The sequence below is a fragment of the Frankia sp. AgB32 genome (assembly GCF_023243045.1).
In the GTDB taxonomy this organism is placed as follows: Bacteria; Actinomycetota; Actinomycetes; order Frankiales; family Frankiaceae; genus Frankia.
In genome coordinates this window covers 1-20,630 of the sequence record NZ_JALKFX010000060.1, presented here as the reverse complement: position 1 = coordinate 20,630, position 20,630 = coordinate 1, and the positions used below count along the sequence as shown (strand labels likewise).

Sequence of the window (20,630 nt, the reverse complement as noted above, 5' to 3'; positions counted from 1 at the left end):
CCCCGGGGGGGGGGGGGGGGGGGGGGGGCCGCCCCGCCCGGCGGGGGCGGGCGGGGGGGGGGGGGCGGGGGCGGGGGGGGCCCCCACGCGCGCGCCCCCCCACCACACGTCCACCGTCGACCAGTCCACCGCGTCGGCCGCGGGGCTGGTCCGCACCGCCCGCAGCAGCGCGATGCCGATGCCGCCGCCGGTGAGCACCACGGACGCCTCGCCCCGGGCCGCCTGACCGTCGACCAGGCTGGTGATCAGCCGGGCGGCGACGGCGCGGGCGAGCACGCCCGCGTCGCGGTGCGCCACGATCCGCGGCTCGGCGCTCATCTGCCGTCCGCCTCGTGCTCCCTGGTGGCGCCGGTCGGCCGTGTCGCACCCAGACCGGTCGCCGACCCGAGGCCCGGCGCGGCGCCGGACGGGCCGGCGCTGCCCGCGTCCGGTGCGCCGGGCAGGGTGACCGGCGGTGCGCCTGAGTCGGCCGCGGCGCTCGGCGCACCGGCCGGGACCGAAACCGGGCCGCCCGCGACGGTGGTCGAGATGTTCATCGGGTCGTGCCAGACGTGCTCCCGGTGCGGCGGGCGGGTGCCGAGGTCCGGCAGGTCGCTCCAGGTGCCGAGCGCCTCGGCGAACACGTCGTCGTCGTCGATCCGGCGCAGCTCCTCGGCGAGCAGGTCACCGAGGCCGCGGGCGGCGAGCGGCAGGACCCGGTCCGGGAAGCCGGAGCGGGAGATCGTCGCCGAGCGGGCGTCGGTGCGCGTGATCGCGAGCTGCTCGCCGCCGAGGTGGACGACGACGCCGGTGATGTCGGGCCGCCGCCCGCTCTCCTCGACGGTGACCGGCACGCCGAGCCGGTTGCGCAGCCAGCCGGCGAACAACTGAGCGCTCGGGTTGGCCGGTCCGGCCTGGACCACCACCGTGTCCGGCCGGTCGCCCAGCTGGTCGAACGCTGCGGCGAGCAGGGTCCGCCACGGCGTCAGCCTGGTCCAGGCGAGGTCGGTGTCGCCGGGGACGAAGTCGGTGGCGCGCTGGTGCAGCGCGGCCAGCGGGTCCGCCGCGGCGGTGACGTCGGTGACCCGCCGGTCGGCGAAGACGCCGAGCGGGTCGTAGGCGATCCGGGTCGGCGGCTCGTCGTGCCACCAGGTGACCACGGGGGCGTCCGGGGCGAGCAGGGGCAGCACGACCGACTCGGCGTGCAGGGCCAGGCGCCCGGACATCCGCATGACGACCGCCTCGCCCGGCCCGAGCCGACCGCCGATCGACACCTCGGCGTCGAGGCGGGGGTGCGGGGCGTCGATCTGGCGGCGCACGACGATGAGCAGCCGGCACGGATGCGCCGAGGCGGCCAGTGTCGCCGCGCCCTCCGCCTCGCTGACGTTCTTCTCGTCGACGACGGCGACGAGAGTGAGCGCGAGGCCGAAGGCGAGGGCACCGGCCGCACGCCGCTCGGCGGCGAGCGCCTTGACCACCTCAGAACCGGTGGTGTCCCACAGCGTGGTCACGACGGGCTCCTCTCCGTCCGGGGAAGTGGGCCGTCCGTCCGGGGAAGCGCGGCGGCGCTCATGGCCGCCGCCACCGTCGGCCGTCGGCGCCGAGCATGTCGTCCGCGGCGGCGGGACCCCAGCTACCGGCCCGGTAGCGATGCGGTGTCGTGCTCGCCCAGTGCTCCTCGAGCGGGTCGATGATCCGCCAGGACTCCTCGACCTCGGCGTTGTTCGGGAACAGCGTCGCGTCGCCGAGCAGCACGTCGAGGATGAGGCGCTCGTAGGCCTCGGGCAGCGCCTCGGTGAACGCCTCGCCGAACAGGAAGTCCATCGCGACGTCGCGGACCTCCATCGCCGAACCCGGGACCTTCGAGCCGAACTTGAGCGTCACGCCCTCGTCCGGCTGCACCCGGATGACGAGCTGGTTGTTGCCGAGCTCGGCGGTGTCGGTCTGGTCGAACGGCAGGTGCGGCGCCTTCTTGAACACGATCGCGATCTCGGTGACCCGCCGGGGCAGCCGCTTGCCGGTCCGCAGGTAGAACGGCACGCCGGCCCAGCGCCGGGTCTCGATGCCGAAACGGACAGCCGCGTAGGTCTCGGTGTGCGAGTCCGCCGGGATGTCCTTCTCGTCGAGGTAGCCGGCGACCCGCTCGCCGGCGAGCCAGCCCTGCTCGTACTGGCCGCGCACCGCGTACCGGTCCAGGTCGTCGGGAAGCGACACGGCCCGCAGCACCTTGATCTTTTCGGTGCGGATCGTCTCGGCGCTGAAGCTGACCGGCTCCTCCATCGCGGTGAGCGCGAGCAGCTGCAGCAGGTGGTTCTGCAGGACGTCGCGGGCGGCGCCGGTCTCGTCGTAGAAGCCCGCGCGGGTGCCGATGCCGACGTCCTCGGCCATGGTGATCTGCACCGAGTCGACGAACTGCGAGTTCCAGATCGGCTCGAACAGGGTGTTCGCGAACCGCAGCGCGAAGAGGTTCTGGACCGTCTCCTTGCCGAGGTAGTGGTCGATCCGGTAAACGCCGGACGGCGTGAACACGTCGTCGACCAGGGCGTTGAGCTCCCGGGCCGAGGCGATGTCGTGCCCGAACGGCTTCTCGATGACCACCCGGCGCCAGCCGGACGCGCCCTTGGCGGCCAGGTTCGTCCGCTGCATCTGCTTGAGGACCACCGGGAACGCCGACGGCGGGACGGACAGGTAGAACGCGGCGTTGCCGGCGATGCCGTGCGAGGACTCCAGCTCCTCCAAGGTGGAGACGAGCCGGTCGAAGGCCGCGTCGTCGTCGAAAGCACCCTGGACGAATCGCACGGAGCTGGCGAGGCGGTCCCAGACCTCCTCGCGGAAGGGCGTACGCGCCCCCTTCTCGGCGGACTCCCGGGCGAACTGCGCGAAGTCGTCGTCCGACCAGTCGCGCCGGGCGAAGCCGAGCAGCACGAAACCGGGCGGCAGCAGGCCACGGTTGGCCAGGTCGTACACCGCCGGGATCAGCTTCTTGCGGGCCAGGTCGCCGGTGGCGCCGAACACCACGAGGGCGCTGGCGTCCGGCAGGCGTGGCAGTCTGCGGTCACGCGGATCGCGCAGCGGGTTGGTACTCACCGTGGGCGCCACCCGTTCCCCCTTCGCACTCGTCTTGGTCCTTTCGAGGTTTTTACTGTTCGCCGCTGTTTGTCCATGGCAAAGAGACTGTCCACGGTGATCGGCGTGACCCCGGCTCAGTCGTTCGCGGGCGGGGCGGACAGCTGCCGCTCGATCGTGTCGAGCAGCTGCTTCCACGAGTCCTCGAACTTCTGCACACCCTGGGCCTCCAGGGTCTCGATCACATCGTCCAGGTCGACGCCGACCCCCGCCAGCGCGGCGAACACCGCCCGGGCATCGTCGTAGAACGGCCGGATGGTCTCGCCACCCACCACGCCGTGGTCCGCGAACGCCTGCAACGTCGCTTCGGGCATGGTGTTCACCGTATTGGGCGCGATCAACTCCGACACGTAGATGGTGTCGGGCAGGGACGGGTCCTTCGTCGACGTCGACGCCCACAGCGGACGCTGCGCCTTCGCGCCCTGGGCGGCCAGGGCCGCCCAACGGGGTGTCCCGAACGCCTTCTCGTACCGCTCGTAGGCCAGCCGCGCGTTGGCGATCGCCGTCTTCGCGTGCAGCGCCTTGGCGGCGGGCGTCCCGATCTTGTCCAGTCGGGCGTCGACCTCCGTGTCGACCCGGCTGACGAAGAACGACGCGACCGATGCCAGGTCGGAGACGTCCCGCCCGGCCGCGATCGCCTGCTCCACGCCGCTCTGGAACGCCTCGATCACGGCGTCGTAGCGGTCCAGCCCGAAGATCAACGTGACGTTGACGCTGATGCCTCCGGCCAGTGCGCGGGTGATCGCCGGCAGGCCCGCCTTCGTCGCCGGAATCTTGATGAACAGGTTGGGCCGGTCGACGAGCCACCACAGCGCCCGCGCCTCGGCGACGGTGCGCTCGGTGTCGTGCGCGAGGCGCGGGTCGACCTCCAGGGAGACCCGTCCGTCCACGCCGCCGGAGGCGTCGTAGGCGCCGCGCAGCACGTCACAGGCCTCGCGGACATCCGCCGCGGTGATCGCGCGGACCGCCTCGCCGAGGTCCACGCCCCGCAGCGCGAGGTCCCCCAGCTGCTCGGCGTAGTCGTCGCCGGCGCCGATCGCCTTCTGGAAGATCGTCGGGTTGCTCGTGACGCCGACCACGCCGCGCTGTGCGACCAGGTCGGCGAGATTGCCGGTGCGCAGACGCTGGCGGCTGATGTCGTCCAGCCAGACCGCCACGCCGGCGGCCGAGAGCTCGGTCAGGGGGGTGCTCATCGGTGGTGTGTTTCCTCTCCGCGGGGCGGTCGTCGATCCATCCCGGGTCAGGTGTTCACCCGGTGGTCAAACTGTTCCGTGCGAGCCGTTCCCGACGCTGGTGATGATGCCCGAACGGGTGCCACGAAACCGGTGGGGCGGTCGGAACGGCGCGGGGCCCGCAGCCGCGTCTCCCGCGGCCGACATATCGACCCACCGCCGACCCCCTTCGGGCCGTACCCTGCCCACACCGTCTCCATCCCAGTCTCGTACCAGTCTGATCCAAGTCTGCGCGTCGCCGTGACACCCAGGTAGCAGTTGGAAGAACAGCCGGTGTGGACCTGGCCGGACAGCAGCCGTGAGACACACCACGGGAGACCTTGGCCACCCGCGGGGCCACCCCGTCGGGCGGCGGGCGGCCGCCCGCGGCGCCGAGCCGGGACCGCGCTGGCCGCGGACCGGACCGGCCGCAAAGCCCCGCCGGGGCCAGAGTGAGCCAGACCGCAGGCTCGCCGGACGTTCGGGGCGCGGCCGCCGCGCGTGCGCCGCAATCCGGCGGCTAGACTCCGACACGTCGTAGAACACTGTCCGCTCCGTCCACGGGGCTCCGTCCAGCGCGGGTCGCCCACCGGTCCCGCCGATCGCGAGGTCGCTCTGTCTACCGAGGCCGCCCTTCGTCGCCGGCACGTCACCACACGCGGACCGGTGCGGTCGGACGTCTCCGCGTCCACCCGGCCGGAGAGTAACCCCGCGGCCGGTCCCGCCGCCGTCGCCAACGGCGTCACCGTCGCCCGGGACGCGGTGCCCTCGAACGGCGTGTCCGGTTCCCCCAGCGTGTCCGGTTCGAGTGGTGTGTCCGGTTCGAGTGGCGTGTCCGGTTCGAGTGGCGTGTCCGTGTCGAATGGCGTGTCCGCAGCCTCGAACGGGGTTTCCGTGTCCGTGTCGAACGGGGTGTCGGTGTCCGGCTCGAACGGTGTGTCCGGGTCGAACGGTGTGTCCGGGTCGAACGGGGTGTCCGTGTCGAACGGGGTGTCCGGGTCGAACGGTGTGTCCGGGTCGAACGGGGTCTCCGGTTCCCACGGGGTCGCCCTGGCCGGCGGCGCTGTGGGAACCGAACGGGTCGCGACCGGCGTCGGCGTCTCCGCCCTCGCCGCGCTGGGTGCCAAGGCCCGGGCGTACGTCGCGCTGATGAAGCTGCGCGTGGTCGAGCTGCTGCTCGTGACCACTGTGCCGGCGATGATGCTCGCCCGCGACGGCATGCCGTCGCTCTGGCTCATCGTGGTGACGCTGACCGCCGGCACGCTCTCGGCGGGCAGCGCCAACACGATCAACTGCTACGTCGACCGGGACATCGACCAGGTGATGGGCCGCACCAAGCGCCGCCCCCTGGTCCGCGCCGCCGTCACCCCGACCGAGGCGCTCGTGTTCGGCATCGCCACCGGCATCGCCTCGACGCTGCTGTTCGGCCTGCTGGTCAACTGGCCGTCGGCGCTGCTGTCGGTCGGCGCGATCGCCTTCTACGTCTTCGTCTACACCCTGGGGCTCAAGCGTCGCACCCCGTCGAACATCGTCATCGGCGGCGCGGCGGGCTGCTTCCCCGTGCTGATCGGCTGGTCCGCCGTGACCGGGACCGTCAGCTGGTCCGCGGTGCTGCTGTTCGCGATCGTGTTCTTCTGGACGCCACCGCATTTCTGGGCGCTGGCGATGAAGTACCGCGACGACTACGCCGCCGCCGGGATCCCGATGCTGCCGGTCGTCGCATCGGCCGAGACGGTGACGCGGCGGATTCTGTTCTACTCCTACGCGATGGTCGCCGTGTCGCTCGCGCTCGCGCCGGTCGCCCACACCGGGCCGTTCTACCTGGTCGCGGCGATCGTGTTGGGCGGCTGGTTCGTGGCCGAGGCGCACCGCATCGTCCGGCGCACCGAGCAGGGCAACGATCCGTCCCCGATGCGGCTGTTCCACATGTCGATCACGTACCTCACGCTGCTGTTCGTCGCGATTGCCATCACCGCCCTGATCTGACCGGCCGCGCTCGCCGGCGGCGGCGATGCTGTGGCAAGGATGGTCGCGGTGGGTGACGGCGACGACCAGGTCTGCGTGGGAGAGCGGTCATGAGGTGACCGCGTTCGACCTCGCGCCGACGGCCATGGACGCCGCCCACGCCCGGTTCCCGGCCAGCCCGGTGCGCTCGCGGTCGCGAACCTGCTGGACCCGCCCGCGGGCAGGCTCGCCGATCCGTTCGATCTCGTCGTCGAGATGTACCCGTTGCAGGTGCTCCCGTTCGGGTCGCCGCTGCGCGCGGCGGCCCTCGACCGGCTGGCCGCGCTCACCGGCGGGACACGGGTGCCCACACCGACGGCCCGGTCCTGACCTTCGGCCGGGCGGAGGACGCTGACGTTCGGGTGCTCGACCTGGTGCTGGACCGGCGCGGCGGGCCGTCCTGCACGCTGCGGACCGCCGGCGACTCCGCCCGCGTCGCGCTGGCGCTGGCCGACAACGACGCGGCCGTCGACGGGCTGCGCCACCACCTCGCCGCCGCCGACGTGGTGCTCGTCAAGGCCTCCCGCGTGGCGCGCTTCGACGAGATCGCCGCCGCGCTCGCCTGGTTCGCCGGCCGAGCCCGAAGTCCTGCGACCGGCCTCGGCAGGAATCGCGCGGCGACCGCCGCCGGCCGTTGGGATGACCGTGCGTGGTCGGCACCGGACCTAGGTGATCATCTCGTCGGCTGGGTGCGACCTACACGCGCTGACCGGCCCGGACGGCCGGCTGTCTCATCCGTGGTCCTCCGTGGCTGGGTTCGGGCGGACTGTGTGGCAGGGATGGGCTGTGCGGTCGTCCTGGGCTGTTTGGCCGGGGTCGACGAGATGGTCGGGGTCGGCTGTGCGAGCGGGGTGTCCGTCTCGATCGCGGGGCGGGTGGACATCGCGAGCCACAGGGACAGTGCCACGACCCACATCACGGTGGCGCCGGTCATGTGCAGGGCGACAAGGCCGGACGGGATGCCGAGGAAGTACTGGGCGAAGCCGATGCCGGCCTGCGAGACGATCACGACGAGCAGGATGAGCGAGGCGCGGCGGGCCGCAGGCGGCGCCGCGCTGACCCGCACCGCGAAGACCATCGCGGCAACGAGGCCGGTGAGCAGCATCGCGCCGTCGGCGTGCAGCTGGGCGACGGTGGTGATGTCGAAGCCGAACCGGGCGACGTGGGTGGCGTCGCCGCTGTGTGGGCCGGTCCCGGTGACGACGGTGCCGAGGACGAGCACCGCCGCCGAGGCGACGACGAGCAGTCGGGCGAGCCACAGCAGGGGGGGCGCGACGGCCGCGGTGGCGGGTCCGGCGCCCTGGCGGGCCCGGCGGTCGAGGGCGACCGCGTTCCAGAGCAGGACCATCGACAGCAGGAAGTGCGCGGCCACGGTCGCCGGGTGCAGCTTCGTCAGCACGGTGATGCCGCCGAGGACCGCCTGGCCGAGGTAACCGATCCACAGCCCGAACGACAGCCGGGTGAGGTCCCGGCGCCGGCCGCCGCGCAGCCGCAGCGCCATCAGCGGCGTGATCAGCACGACGACACCGACGACCAGGCCGACAACCCGGTTGCCGAACTCGATCACGCCGTGCAGGGCGTACTCGGAGTGCGGGGTGAACGAACCGTCGCCGCACTGGGGCCAGGTGGGGCAGCCCAGTCCGGAACCGGTGAGCCGCACCGCGCCCCCACTGACCACGATCAGGGACAGCAGGACCACGTTGAGCGCGGTGACGAGCTGAAACGCGCGGCGGCCGACGAGCGGCAATCTCCGACGCGCTGTAGAAGCTGGCACGGAAGTCATAGTAACGTCCGCCCCGCCTCGTTTCGGCGCCCGCGCGCCCGCTCGGGCCGGGCCTCTGGTCACACCGCGTGTCGCGCCGGACCCGGACCCGTCGGCGGCGGCGTCACTCCCAGCGGAAGGTGCGCGCCGCCAGCGCCAGGCTCGCGACCGCCCACACGGCGAGCACGATCAGCGGCCGTACGCCGGGCCCGGTTCCGTCGGCGAGGACGTGGCGAAGCCCGTCGGACAGCGCGGCCGTCGGCAGCCCCTGGGCGATCGTCCGCAGCCAGCCGGGCAGTTCCGACAACGGGAAGACCACGCCGCCGATCAGCAGCAACAGCAGGTAGACACCATTGGCGGCGGCGAGGGTCGCCTCGGCGCGCAGGGTGCCGGCCATGAGCAGGCCAAGCCCGGAGAACGCCGCCGTGCCGAGTACGACGAGCGCGAGCACCGCGGGCACGGCAGCCGGGCCGCCGGCGGGATCCCAGCCGAGGGCGAAGCCGACGGCGACCAGCAGGACCAGTTGGGCGACCTCCACGGCGAGCACCGCCGCGGTCTTGCCGGCGAGCAGGATCGACCGCGGCAGGGGTGTCGCGCCGAGCCGCTTGAGCACGCCGTAGGAGCGTTCGAAACCGGTCGCGATCGCCTGGCCGGTGAACGCCGTCGACATCACCGCGAGCGCGAGCACCCCCGGGACGAGGAAGTCGACCGACTTCTCGGAGCCGCTGGGCAGCACGTCGACCGCCGTGAAGAAGGCCAGCAGGCCCACCGGAATGATCATGGTGAGTAGGACGGACTCGCCGCGCCGCAGGGTGAGGACGAGCTCGAGGCGGGTCTGGGCGGCGAACATCCGCGCGCGGCTCGCCGCGCCCGGCGCCGGCCGCAGATCGAGCAGCCCGCGCCCGGCCGGCCCGCGCCGGCCCCCCGGTGCGGTGGTTCCAGGGGCGTCGGCGGTGGTCACGGGTGCAGCTCCGTTCCGGTCAGCTCGACGAAGACGTCCTCGAGCGTGCGCTGTTCGACCCGGAGGTCCTCGGCGAGCACGCCGTTGCCGGCGCACCAGGCGGTGACGGCGGCGAGCAGCTGGGGGTCGACGGTGCCCTGGACGAGGTAGTGCCCGGCGGGCCCCTCATGGGCGGTGGTGCCGTCGGGCAGGGCGAGCAGCAGCTTGCCGAGCTCCAGCCCGACCGGGGCGCGGAAGCGGAGCTGGCCCTCGGCGCCGCCGCGGGTCAGCTCCGCGGGCGAGCCGACCGCGACGACCCGGCCGTGATTGATGATGATCACCTGGTCGGCGAGGCGTTCGGCCTCATCCATCGCGTGGGTGGTGAGCACGACGGTGACACCGGCGGAGCGCAGTTCCTCGATCAGCTCCCAGGTCGTGCGGCGGCCGGCGACGTCGAGCCCGGCTGTCGGCTCGTCGAGGAAGACCAGCTCCGGGCGCCCGACGACGGCCATCGCGAGCGACAGCCGCTGCTGCTGGCCGCCGGAGAGGCGACGGAACGGGGTGCCGGCGCAGTCGGCCAGCCCGAGCCGGTCGAGCAGCGCACCGGGATCGAGCGGCTCGCGGTGGTGCGCCGCGACCAGGCGCAGCATCTCCCCAACCCGGGCGCCCGGGTACATCCCGCCGGACTGCAGCATCACGCCGACCCGGGGCCGCAGAGCGACCGCGTCAGCGATCGGGTCGAGGCCGAGAACGCGCACCTCACCGGCATCGGCCCGGCGGAAACCCTCGCAGATCTCCACCGTGGTGGTCTTGCCGGCACCGTTCGGCCCGAGCAGCGCGGTCACCGAGCCGACGGGGACACCCAGCGACAGGTCGTCGACGGCGCGAAACGGCCCGCTCGGCGTGGGGGGCGGGCGCGGGGGGGGGGGGGGCCCCCCCCCCCCCCCCGCGGCCAGGGTGAACAGGGCGAGGCCGGCGGCGGCGACCAGCCCGGCCTGCGCCAGCAGCGGACCGAGCAGCCCGTGGTCCGTTCCCTCGTCGGTGACCAGCGCCTGGGACACCCCGAGGCTGAGCACCATCGCCAGCATGCTCGCCCAGGTCTGAAGGGTGAGCAGGTCGCCGCGGCCGGTCGGGCCCAGGGCGCGGGCCGCGAGGGCTCCGGTGGCCGTGCCGAGCAGCAGGGTGCCCGCGTTGCCCACGAGGACCGCCGCCGTGGCCCGGGACAGCGCCGCTCCCGGACCGGGGGTGGGACCGCCCGGCGCGCCGACGACCTCGCCGGCGGCCGTCTCGCCGGCAACCGTCTCGGTGGCTGTGCCTGCCGGGAGAGCGCGACGGGTCATCGAGCGCAGGCCGGTGGCGGGCGGTGCCCGGCCGGGGGGTGGGCCGCGGGCAGCGTGCGCGGCGGCGCGGTGCACGTCATGGCCGCGACCCGCCTCCTCGCCGACTTCCCGATCCGTCGGGGCGGCCCCGAGACGGGGCACCCGGTCGGCTAGTCTTCACCATGAGTATTGGCTAATCAACGCACCGTACATGGGTGTCGCGAGACGGAGGGATGGCCTGCCATGCGGGTTGTCGTCGCGGGTGGCGCGGGTTTCCTCGGCAGCCACCTGTGTGAACGGTTCCTGGCCGACGGCGCCGAAGTGATCTGCGTCGACAACTTCCTCACCGGCCGGCCGGAGAACGTCGACGCACTGCGTGCCCACCCCGCGTTCCGCCTGCTGCGCCGGGACGTCACCGGGCCCGTCGACCTCGCCGGCCCGCTCGACGCCGTCGTCAACCTGGCCTCGCCCGCGTCGCCGGTGGACTACCGTGCGCTGCCGCTGGAGACGCTCGCGGCGGGCGCCCGGGGCACCGGCCGCCTGCTGGAGCTCGCCCGCCGCAAGAAGGCCCGCCTCGTGCTGGCCTCCACCTCCGAGGTGTACGGCGACCCGCAGGTCCACCCGCAGCCGGAGGGCTACTGGGGCCACGTCAACCCGGTCGGCCCGCGCAGCATGTACGACGAGGCCAAGCGGTTCGCCGAGGCGCTGACGACGGCCCACCGCGCGACGCACGGCACCCGCACCGGCATCGTGCGCATCTTCAACACCTACGGACCGCGGATGCGGGCCGACGACGGGCGCGCCGTCCCCACGTTCGTGACCCAGGCCCTGGCCGGGAAACCGCTGACCGTCGCCGGCGACGGAACGCAGACCCGGTCGCTGTGCTACGTCGACGACCTCGTGGACGGGCTGGTCCGGATGACCGTCGGTGACCATCCCGGGCCGGTGAACCTGGGCAACCCCGAGGAACTGTCGATGCTGGACCTCGCGCGCCTCGTCGCGCGGCTGTGCGGGGACCAGGCGCCCATCGCCTTCGTGTCCCGGCCCCCGGACGACCCCGGCATGCGGCGACCGGACGTCTCGCTCGCCCTGGCGGAGCTCGACTGGCGTCCCCGGGTCACCCTCGCCGACGGGCTCGCCCGCACCATCGACTGGTTCCGCTTGCGCGCCGCGGCCCCGCCACCGGTTCCCCGCCAGCCCGGTCCGGCGCGACTGCCGGCCCAGGACGGCTGATCCCCGGGCGATGCGCCGAGGTGCCAGCCGGGCCCGCCTAGCGACCGGCGTTGCCGGCGGTGGTGCGCCGGTTGCGCCTGCCGGCCCGCGGGACTGTGGCCTGGCCGGTGAGCCTGGTGCGCAGCGTGACGGGAAGGTCGGCGTCCAGCCGGAGTTCGGCGGTCGGCGCCTGGACGGTCCGCTCCCAGCCGGTTGCCCGGGGCGTGTCCTGGACGTCCCACCGGCCGGGTGGGTCGGCGACGAGCCGGAACCGCTGCCCGCCGGCGGTGGTGACGACCAGGGCCGTCGCGGCGTCGGCCGTCGCGCGGCCGGTGGTCGCCGCGCCGTCGACGTCCGGTTCGCCCACCGTCACCACGACACCGGGTGCGAAGTGGAAGCGCACCGCCAGCCGGTGCCGGCCGTGGCCGCTGATCCGGTCCTCGACGGCGAGGCCCCGCGGGTCGAGCCGCCAGGTGCGGCGGTGCTCCGGCGCGCCGGCGAGGTGACGGTAGCCGTCGTGCGCGGCGACGAGGGTGACGCAGGCGCTGTCGTGGCGCATCGACGCCAGGGTCGGGTGGGCGCGCCGGCCGGCGCGAAAGGCTCCCCACACCTCGGTCGAGTCGGTGTCGTCGACGGTGACGGTCGAGTGCGCGGCGCTGGCGCGTTCCTGGTCGCGGCGGGCGCCGGGCGCGTAGGTCGAGGTCGCGGTGTCGACGAGCAGCGCCTCGCCGTCGCGCCACAGCAGGAACCCGAGGGTGTCGGCGTGCGCGTGCGCCGGCAGCGTCGGGGGGCAGGGCAACCCGACGTCGGCGAGCAGTCGCCAGCCGCCCGCGGCGAGGACCGCGAGCCCGCTCTCGGCCAGCAGCAGCCCGCTGGCCCCGGGCATCGCGGTCGCCTTCGGCTGGGCCGCGGTCGCCTTCGGCTGGGGAGGCACGGCCGGCAGCAGCCGGCGGACCAGCGCGTCGCGGACGGGGAAGCCGTCGTTGAGCAGCGGTACCGTGCCGTCCGGCGCGAGCACCGCGGCGAGCCAGACCCGCATCCGGTCCGTCGCGTCGGACAGCTCGGCCGGCACCGGCTGGCCCACGGTGGCGAGCAGGCCGGCCACGTCGTCCAGGTCGGCGAGGACCTGGCAGTGGTAGGCGGGGGCGCGTTCGCAATGGCCGCCGTCGGCGAGGACCTGGCGGTCGGCCTCGCGCGCCAGCGCCCGCACCCGGCCCGCCAGCTCGGACCGGTCACCCGCGGCCACCGCCAGCGCGACCTGCGCCTTGAGATTCTTGATCAGATGGTTGCCGCCGACGTCGGTCTCGCGGTGCAGCCGTAGGAAACGTCGGTGGGCGGCCAGATCGGCGCGCCGCGCCCCGCCGGCCGGACCGGTGGGCGGCAACGCCGGGGCCAGCGCGCACAGCGTCCACGCGCGCAGTGACGTCACATAGGGCGACCAGGCCACCCGGTGCCCGACGGGCACCGCCGCGCGCCAGCCCAGGTACAGGCGGGCGACCAGGTCGCGGCCCCGCTCGCCCTCGGCCACCAGCGCCCAGGCCCAGTCCCAGTAGTGCAGGTGGTAACGCCACAGCAGCGGGGCCTGGGCCTGCTCCCAGTCCCAGCACGCGGGGTCGGGGGTCGCGGTCCGATCCCCGGTGTCGGTCAGCGGCCGGGGGTGGCCGAGCAGGGTGATCCGGCCGGCGGCGAGGTCCTCGACACGCAGCGGCTCCGGCGGGCACCGGCCGTCGACGGGGACGAAGGACGCCGGCCAGTGCCCGGGCAGCGGCGGGCCGGCGAGGATCGCCTCGGCGAGCCGCGGCGCGTGGCCCAGCGCCGCCCGCTGGCCCCGCAGGCGGGCGCGGGTCGCGATCTGGCCTGGCCGCAGCTGTCCGACGGTGCGCAGGTAACGGCCGGACCGGGACGCCCGCGGCGGCGCCGCGCCGCCGGGCGGGGTTGTCGCGGCGGCCAGCTCGGCGATGCCGCGGTCGAACGGTCGCGGTCGATGGCCGAGGTCCTGCCGGGCCGCGGTGATGTCGAAGGCCTTGTCCTCGGCCAACCGGGCGATCTGCTCGGCCTTCAGCCGGGGCCGCCGGGCGCGCCGCTCGTACGCCGAGGCCAGGGCGAGGATCGGCCGGGACGGCACGGCGACGCCATGCACTCGGCGACCGACCGCCGTGCCGGCGGCGGTGACGACGTCCCGGAACGGCAGCGGTCGCGGTCCGGCGACGTCGTAGGCCCGGCCGATCGCGACGTCGGCGTGCAGTGTCCGCAGCACCGTGTCGGCCAGGTCGTCGACGTGGACCGGCTGGTGCAGGCAGGCCGCGCCCGGCAGTGGCACGAGCGGGGTGCGGCGCACCAGGGCGAGCAGGCGGGCCATGTTGCGGTCGTCCGGGCCGCCATAGATCATCGTGGGCCGGATGATCGTCCAGTCCAGCCCGCTGGCCTCGATCGCGTGCTCGGCCTCGATCCGCACCCGTTTCGACGGCGGGTCGAGGGCCGTGAAGATCCCGGTGGTCGAGACGAACACCGCCCGGCGGATGCCGGCAGTACTGGTCGCGGCGAGAATCGCCGCCGCGTGGCCGAAGCCGAGGGAGGCGATGTTGAGCAGCGCCCGCGCGTCGGCCGCGACGAACGCGGCGGCCAGGCCCGCCGGATCGGCCAGGTCGCCGGCCACCACCCGCGCGCCGCGGCGGCGCAGCGCGGCCGCGGCGGTCTCGCTGCGCGCCAGTCCCACCACGTCATGGCCGGCCGCGACGGCCCGGTCGACCACCCGGCTGCCGAGAAATCCGGTGCCTCCGGTGACGAGGATCCTCACGCCGACGGCCTCGCGGGCGCTGCGGCGCCCGCCCGCGCCGCCGCTGCGGCGCGCTCCGCGTCGATGCTCTCCCGCGCGCCTGGTTCGCGCTGGTCAGGGACCTGCCCGGACGTCGCGGGCGGCGCGCCGGGCGGGTCGAACCGGTCGGGGGAGGTTTCCGGTGTGTCGAAGAGCAGGTCGCGGTAGGTGCGGGCGAGGACGTCGCGGTCGAAGTGCCGCTCCACGTAGGCACGGCCGTCGCGGGCCATCCGGGCGCGCCGAGCCGGGTCGGCGGCGAGCCGGGTGATCGCCGCCGCCATCGCCTCGGGGTCCTGCGGTGCCACCACGGTCTGGCCGGCGGCGGTGAGGATCGCGGCGGCCTCGCCGCGGACCGCGCCGAGCACGGGTCGTCCCGCGGCGAGCAGCTCGAACATCTTCGACGGGATGAACGTGTCGAACATCGGCACGTCGCGCAGCGGCACCACGCAGAGGTCGGCGGCGGCGACCATGCCCGCGACCTGCTCCCGGGGCACCCCGTCGTGCAGGACGGTGTTGGTCAGGCCCAGGGCGCGCACATGCTCGGCGAGACGCCGCTTCTCGGCTCCCTCGCCGACGAAGGCGAAACGCACCGGGGCGCCGGCGAGACGGGCCGCCGCGTCGGCCACGGAGGTCAGCCCGTGCGAGATGCCGTGCGCGCCGATGTAGAGAACGAGAAGCTCGCCGTCCGCGGCGCCGAGCCGCGCGCGCAGGCCGGGCGGGGCGGGGGCGGGGCGGAACCGGTCGAGGTCTACCCCGTTGCGGATCACGTGGACCTTGGCCGCCGGGATGCCGCGGCGCACGATGTCGTCGCGAAACCCCTCGGTCACGGTGACCACGAGGTCGGCGGTCCGGTAGGCGGCGAGTTCGAGCCGTTCGAGGGCACCGAGGACCCGCCGGTCGGTCAGGACGCCGAGCTGCTCGAAGATGGCCGGCCACAGGTCGCGGACCTCCACGACCAGCCGGGCGCGGCGCAGCCGAGCGAGCAGCCAGGCGGACCCGAGCGGGAAGAACGTCGGGGAGGACACGACGATCACGTCGCTCGGCCCCGTCCGCCAGCCGCCCAGCGCCACGCTGGTGACCATGAAGGACAGATGGCTCAGGGTCTTGCGGACGATGCCCTCGTTGGGGGTGGCGTAGAGCCAGGTACGCAGCACGCGGTAGCCGTCGGTCCGTTCCGTGCGCGTCAGGGCGCCGCGGTAGGCGGGCGGGATCACGCCGGTGGGGTGGTTCGGCAGGCCGGTGAGGACGGTGACGTCGAGACCGTCGGCGGCCCAGGCCCGCGCGGTCTCCGAGAGCCGGGCCTGGGGCGCGCCGATCTCGGGTGGGAAGTAGTGGGTGACCACCAGGACACGGCGGCGGCCCGGAGCGGGGGACACGGAGTGGTACCTCCAGCCGTCGGCCTCGGTATTCGATTGCTCATCGTAGTGAATTGAATGCAAAAAGTGACTACATTGCCGCGCGGTCGGGCGCGTGTCGGGACTCGTCGCCCACCAGCGCGGCCTGCGCCGCGGGTCCCCCGGGCGTGGGGCGGGGCGCCACGGCCGCGTCGGCCTCGGCGCGGACCGCGGCGGCCAGCTCGTCCCAGGCCGCCCGGCCCAGCGGCGGCGCGAAGCCGACGGACGGCAGCCAGCCCGGCTCCTGGGCCTGCCCGAGCAGCAGCAGCTCGGCGCGGCGGCACAACGCCCCCAGCGGGGCCAGCCACTGCCCGGTCGGCTCGGCCGCGTGCAGCAGGGCTCGCACGGCCGGAGCCGGGAGGGAGCACAGCGGCCGGCCCGGCGCGAACGTCTGGTAGAGCGAGCGCACGGTGTGGCCTTCGGACGGGTGCGCCACGACCAGGGGTGCGTGCTCGGCCGCCAGGATCGCGGCCACGGCCGCCCCGACGTTGCCGACGAGTGCCACCGGCACCGGTTGATCGCCACTGTCGCACGCCACCAGTGGCCACCGGCGGCAGAAGGCGGCGAAGTCGCTGGTCATCCGCCGACCCCAGCCGTGGACCGACGGCGGCCGGTACAGCGTGACGGCGACCTGGCCGCGGGCGGCGGCGTCGCGCAGCAGCTGCTCGCCGAGCATCTTGGCGCGCGCGTACGGCGTCACCGGCGCGTAGTCGAGGCTCTCGTCGAGCCGCAGCGCCCGGCCCTGCACCGCCGCGGTGCTGACGTGGAGCAGGCGGGGCACCCCGGCGTGCGCACAGGCGTCGGCGAGCAGCTGCGGCCAGGCGGCGTTGCCGCCGACGAGCGCGGGGGTGAGGCTCGCGGCCGACGTGGCCACCCCGGCGGCGTTCACGACCGCGTCCATTCCCGCCAGGTCGGCGACCAGCGCTGCCAGGCCTGCCCCGGCCGGCTCCGGGGCGAGGGCGCTCCGAGCCGGGTGGGACAGCATGTCGAGGTCGGCGCGCAGCCGGCGCGCGGGCCGACGCACGACCTCGTGCCCTGCCTCGGTCAGCGCGTTCGCGCAGGCGGTGCCGATGAAGCCGCTCGCGCCGAACACGGCGACCCGGCTCATGAGGCGTCCCGCCGCACCGGCCCGCCGGCTGTGCTGGTCGGCGTCGTGGCCGTTGCGGTCGTCGTGGCCGTGGTGGCCGTGGTGGCCGTGGTGGTCGTCGTGGCCGTGGTGGCCGTGGTGGCCGTGGTGGTCGTCGTGGCCGTGGTGGGCGCCACGGGTGCGCGCCGCTGTTCCGGCAGCCGGGTGGCGCCGGGTGCGCCGCCGACGCCGGCCCGGCGGGCGGCCCGGCGCGGCGCGGTCAGGTAGAGGGCCAGCACGGCCAGCGCCGCGGCGTCCGCGACGAGGCGGCCGGGCAGCGGGCCGAAGGCGGCGAGCGAGAGCGCGACCACGGCGAGCGTGGTGGCCCCGACGAGGCCGGTGACCTTCGGGTGGGACCAGCCGACGATGGTGAGGCGCTGGTAGGCGTGGGAGCGGTGGGCGGTGTGCCAGCGCTCGCCGGCGCGGATCCGCCGGATCAGCGTCGCCGTGGTGTCCGCCAGGTACAGGGCGCTCGGGGCGAGGGCGGCCTCGGGCGGGACGCCGGCGAGCACTGCCTGGGCAGTGAGGACGGCGATGACGGCGCCGAGGACGTAGCTCCCGACGTCGCCGAGGAACACCCGGGCCCGCGGGAAGTTGAACGGCAGGAAGCCGAGCGCGGCGGCGGCGACGATCACACCGCCGACGCTGACCGTGGGCGCGTCGCGGGCGGCGCCGAGCGCGGCCAGGGTGGCACCGGACAGCACCGCGGTCACGGCCGAGATGCCGTTGATGCCGTCCATGAAGTTGAAGGCGTTGACGTAGCCCGTGATCCAGACGGGGGCGGCCACGCAGACGAGCAGAACGACGAGCAGCCCCGGCGCGGGGTGGCCGAGGAGGGCGCCGAGCACGGTCATCGCCGCGACGGCGAACGCCGCCGCGGTGTGCAGGGCCAGGCGTCGTATCGCGGTGACGCCGCCGACGTCCTCCGCCAACCCGATCAGGCCGAACAGCGCGGTGGCCGCGGACAGCGGAAGCGGGTCGGGAACGTCGCCGGAGCCCTGGGTCAGCACGGTGGTGAGCACGCCGGCGAACAGGCCGAGGGCGACGGCGACGCCGCCCCCGCGCGGGGTCGGCGCGTGGTGCGAGGAGCGGGCGGTGACCTCGTCGATGGCGGCGAGGCGGTGCATGGAGACGATGACGATCGGGGTTGCCGCCATGGTGGCGAGGTAGGCGACGGCCGGCGCTGACAGCATGCCGTTCCTCCGGCTCAGACACGTCGGGTGGAGAGTGAGCGGCGTTCATCGCTTAATGTAATGCATCAACTACACTCCGCGTCACGATGTGTGGTGCGGGTGTCCCGCCCGGCGGCGCCGGGTCGCCGCCGGCCCCGCCTACCCCCCGGAGGTTCGCGCGATGAAACAGGTGGTGCAGGCCGCGTCCGGGGGAGCGGTGCGGGTCGTGGACGTGCCCGTCCCGGCCATCGGGCCGACCGAGGTTCTGGTTGCGACACAGGCCACCATCGTGTCGGCCGGCACCGAGCGGGCCGTCACCGCGCTGGCCCGCTCCGGCCTGGTGGCCAAGGCCCGCGCCCGCCCCGACCTGGTGCGCAAGGTCGCGACCAAGGCCCGCACGGACGGCCTGGGGCCGGCCGTACGCACGGTGCGTGACCGGCTCGCCGAAGATGTCCCCCTGGGCTACAGCGGCTGCGGTCGGGTGGTCGAGGTGGGCGCGGCGGTGGAGGGCATCCGGCCGGGCGACCTCGTCGCCACCGGCGGTGCCGGGCGGGCCAACCACGCCGAGTTCCAGGCGGTGCCCGGGCTGCTGTGTGCCCGGGTGCCCGACGGGGTCGACCCGGCCGCCGCCGCGTTCGCGACGATCGCCTCGATCGCGCTGCACGGGCTGCGCCTCGCCGAGGTCGGCCCGGGGTCGAAGGTGGCCGTCGTCGGCCTCGGGCTCGTCGGCCAGCTCGCGGCCCGCCTCGCGCTGGCCAGCGGCTGCGACGTGGCCGGCATCGACCTGGCCGAGCTGCCGCTGGGTGCGGCGCGGGCGGTCGGGGTCCGGGCGTTCGAGGAGGCCGGGGAGGCCACCACCGCGGCCCTGCGCGCGTGGAGCCGTGGGCGCGGCGCGGACGCCGTGCTCATCTGCGCGTCCGGCCGGTCCGCGGAGCCGGTGATGCGGGCCACCGCGCTCGCCCGCGACCGGGCGCACGTCGTCGTCGTCGGTGACGTCGGCCTGGACCTGGTCCGCACGCCGTTCTACGACAAGGAACTGACCCTGCGCTTCGCCCGGTCCTACGGGCCGGGTCGCTACGAGCGCAGCTATGAGGACTGGGGCGTCGACTACCCGCCCGGCCAGGTCCGCTGGACGGAGGGACGTAACCAGGAGGCGGTGCTCGACCTGCTCGCCGCGGGTCGGCTGCGGGTCGACGACCTCGTCACCCACGCATTCCCGATCGACGCCGCGCCCCAGGCCTATCAGCTCGTCGCCGAACGCACCGAGCCGTACCTGGCCATCCGGTTCGACTACCCGGTGGGACCGGACGTCGGCGAGTGCGCAGTCGCGGGCGGCAGCGCCGACGCCGGCCGCGCGGGCTCGTCCCGCAACGGTGCACTCGCCGCGGGACGCTCGCGGCCCTGGGTGCCGCGCCAGCGCGGCGCCGCCGCGCCGCGTCGCGGCAGCCGCGTCGGCTGGATCGGGGCCGGGGCGTTCTCCGGCTCGGTGCTGCTGCCCGCGTTCCGCGCCGCCGGCTTCGACCAGTTCGTCACCGTCGCCTCGGCCGGCGGCCGCTCGGCGCGGTCGTTCGCCGACCGGTATGGCTTCGCCAGCGCGGTGGCCGGCGCCGACACGGTGCTCGATGACGACGACATCGACGTCGTCGTCATCGCCACTCCGCCCGCCACCCATGCCGAGCTCGCCGCCCGCGCGCTCGAACGCGGCCGGCACGTGTGGTGCGAGAAGCCGCTCGCGCTCGGCTTCGACGAGCTCGACCGGGTGGAGCGGGCCGCGGCGACGGGCGGCGGCGCCCTGGTCGTCGGGTACAACCGGCGGTTCTCACCCGCGGTCGTCGCCGCCCGCGCCGCGCTGGACCCGCGGCCCGGGCCGCTGACGCTGGTCTACCGGGTCGCGGCCGGCCCGGTGCCGGCCGGGCACTGGTACAACGACCGGGTCCAGGGCGGCCGGCTGCTCGGCGAGGTCTGCCACTTCGTCGACACCTGCACGGCGCTCGCGGGCAGCCCGGTCGACGCGGTCGCGGCGCTGGCCGGCCGGGAGGCGGAACTGCTGCTGGCGCCGGACCTGGCGCTGTCCCTGCGGCACGCCGACGGTTCGCTCTCGACCATCGCCTACAGCTCGGCGCGCCCCCGCGCGGCCCGCAAGGAGCAGGTCGAGGCGCTCGCCGGGCCTCGCCACGCCCACCTTGACGACTACCGCGAGCTCGTCGTCGACGGCCGCTCGGTGTGGCGGGGCGCCCAGGACAAGGGTCATCTGGCCGCGGCGGCGGCCTTCCTGCGGATCTGCCGGGGCGGGGACAGCGCCGTCGCCGAGGAGCTGCTGGCCTCGAGCCGGGCCACGCTCGCCGCCGCCGACGCCCTCGGCGTCGAGGCGGTCCGCCACCCGGCCGGGCAGCCTGCTGACCGTGCTGGCCTGACCGTGCTGGCCTGACCGTGCTGGCCTGACCGACCATCGCGTTATCGCGCCACCGGCGTCGCCGGTGTGGGAAAGGACGACGTCGTGCCGCGTGCGTTGATTACCGGGATTACCGGGCAGGACGGGTTGTATCTGGGTGAGTTGCTGGTTGCGAAGG

Annotated in this window: 13 protein-coding genes and 1 pseudogene; 3 read left to right on the top strand and 11 right to left on the bottom strand. The window is 74.8% G+C overall.

Annotated features, from left to right (window positions below; all coding sequences use genetic code 11):
* The 4 genes from MXD60_RS17750 to tal form a co-directional block, all read right to left on the bottom strand.
* Positions 1–318, bottom strand: a 318-nt coding sequence (locus tag MXD60_RS17750; protein WP_248820427.1) for a 6-phosphogluconolactonase, incomplete at its 3' end; no start/stop codon positions are given.
* Positions 315–1,490, bottom strand: coding sequence for a glucose-6-phosphate dehydrogenase assembly protein OpcA (locus tag MXD60_RS17745; protein ID WP_248820426.1), 1,176 nt, complete (start codon positions 1,488–1,490; stop codon positions 315–317). The genes MXD60_RS17745 and MXD60_RS17750, both read right to left, overlap by 4 nt.
* A gap of 58 nt (positions 1,491–1,548) precedes the next feature.
* Positions 1,549–3,078, bottom strand: a complete 1,530-nt coding sequence (gene zwf, locus MXD60_RS17740) for a glucose-6-phosphate dehydrogenase (protein ID WP_248820425.1) — start codon at positions 3,076–3,078, stop codon at positions 1,549–1,551.
* A 104-nt stretch (positions 3,079–3,182) separates the two neighbouring features.
* Positions 3,183–4,298, bottom strand: coding sequence for a transaldolase (gene tal, locus MXD60_RS17735; protein WP_248820424.1), 1,116 nt, complete (start codon positions 4,296–4,298; stop codon positions 3,183–3,185).
* A 1,134-nt stretch (positions 4,299–5,432) separates the two neighbouring features.
* Here tal and MXD60_RS17730 point away from each other — a divergent pair.
* Positions 5,433–6,302 carry a heme o synthase gene (locus tag MXD60_RS17730; protein ID WP_283098553.1) on the top strand — a complete coding sequence of 290 codons (870 nt, stop codon included), beginning with the start codon at positions 5,433–5,435 and terminating at the stop codon, positions 6,300–6,302.
* Between the two features lie 691 nt (positions 6,303–6,993).
* Here the strand turns inward: MXD60_RS17730 and MXD60_RS17725 are convergent.
* The 3 genes and pseudogenes from MXD60_RS17725 to MXD60_RS17715 all read right to left on the bottom strand — a co-directional run bounded on the left by MXD60_RS17725 (position 6,994) and on the right by MXD60_RS17715 (position 10,120).
* Positions 6,994–8,103, bottom strand: a complete 1,110-nt coding sequence (locus MXD60_RS17725) for a COX15/CtaA family protein (protein ID WP_248820423.1) — start codon at positions 8,101–8,103, stop codon at positions 6,994–6,996.
* A 103-nt stretch (positions 8,104–8,206) separates the two neighbouring features.
* Positions 8,207–9,043, bottom strand: a complete 837-nt coding sequence (locus MXD60_RS17720) for an ABC transporter permease (protein ID WP_518468169.1) — start codon at positions 9,041–9,043, stop codon at positions 8,207–8,209.
* A pseudogene (locus tag MXD60_RS17715) lies at positions 9,040–10,120 on the bottom strand (ABC transporter ATP-binding protein). The gene MXD60_RS17720 and the pseudogene MXD60_RS17715 overlap by 4 nt, the downstream one beginning before the upstream one ends.
* 464 nt (positions 10,121–10,584) lie before the next feature.
* Here MXD60_RS17715 and MXD60_RS17710 point away from each other — a divergent pair.
* A complete protein-coding gene (locus tag MXD60_RS17710) occupies positions 10,585–11,574 on the top strand; it encodes a UDP-glucuronic acid decarboxylase family protein (RefSeq protein WP_248820422.1) in 990 nt (329 codons plus the stop codon).
* A gap of 37 nt (positions 11,575–11,611) precedes the next feature.
* On the opposite strand, the gene MXD60_RS17705 is transcribed toward MXD60_RS17710, so the two are convergent.
* From MXD60_RS17705 to MXD60_RS17690, 4 genes are all read right to left on the bottom strand, one after another.
* On the bottom strand, positions 11,612–14,350 hold the full coding sequence (locus tag MXD60_RS17705; RefSeq protein WP_248820421.1) for a heparinase II/III domain-containing protein: 2,739 nt from the start codon (positions 14,348–14,350) through the stop codon (positions 11,612–11,614).
* Positions 14,347–15,744, bottom strand: coding sequence for a glycosyltransferase family 4 protein (locus MXD60_RS17700; RefSeq protein ID WP_248820420.1), 1,398 nt, complete (start codon positions 15,742–15,744; stop codon positions 14,347–14,349). The genes MXD60_RS17705 and MXD60_RS17700 overlap by 4 nt, the downstream gene beginning before the upstream one ends.
* 70 nt (positions 15,745–15,814) lie before the next feature.
* The gene (locus MXD60_RS17695; RefSeq protein ID WP_248820419.1) at positions 15,815–16,870 is read right to left on the bottom strand and encodes an NAD-dependent epimerase/dehydratase family protein; all 1,056 of its coding nucleotides are present in this window, start codon (positions 16,868–16,870) and stop codon (positions 15,815–15,817) included.
* Positions 16,867–18,081 (bottom strand): MraY family glycosyltransferase, encoded by a 1,215-nt coding sequence (locus MXD60_RS17690; protein ID WP_248820418.1) that lies wholly within the window; start codon positions 18,079–18,081, stop codon positions 16,867–16,869. Before MXD60_RS17690 ends, MXD60_RS17695 begins: the two co-directional genes overlap by 4 nt.
* Before the next feature lie 160 nt (positions 18,082–18,241).
* Between MXD60_RS17690 and MXD60_RS17685 the strand changes: the two genes are divergently transcribed.
* Positions 18,242–20,488, top strand: coding sequence for a bi-domain-containing oxidoreductase (locus tag MXD60_RS17685; RefSeq protein ID WP_248820417.1), 2,247 nt, complete (start codon positions 18,242–18,244; stop codon positions 20,486–20,488).
* Positions 20,489–20,630: the final 142 nt, after the last annotated feature.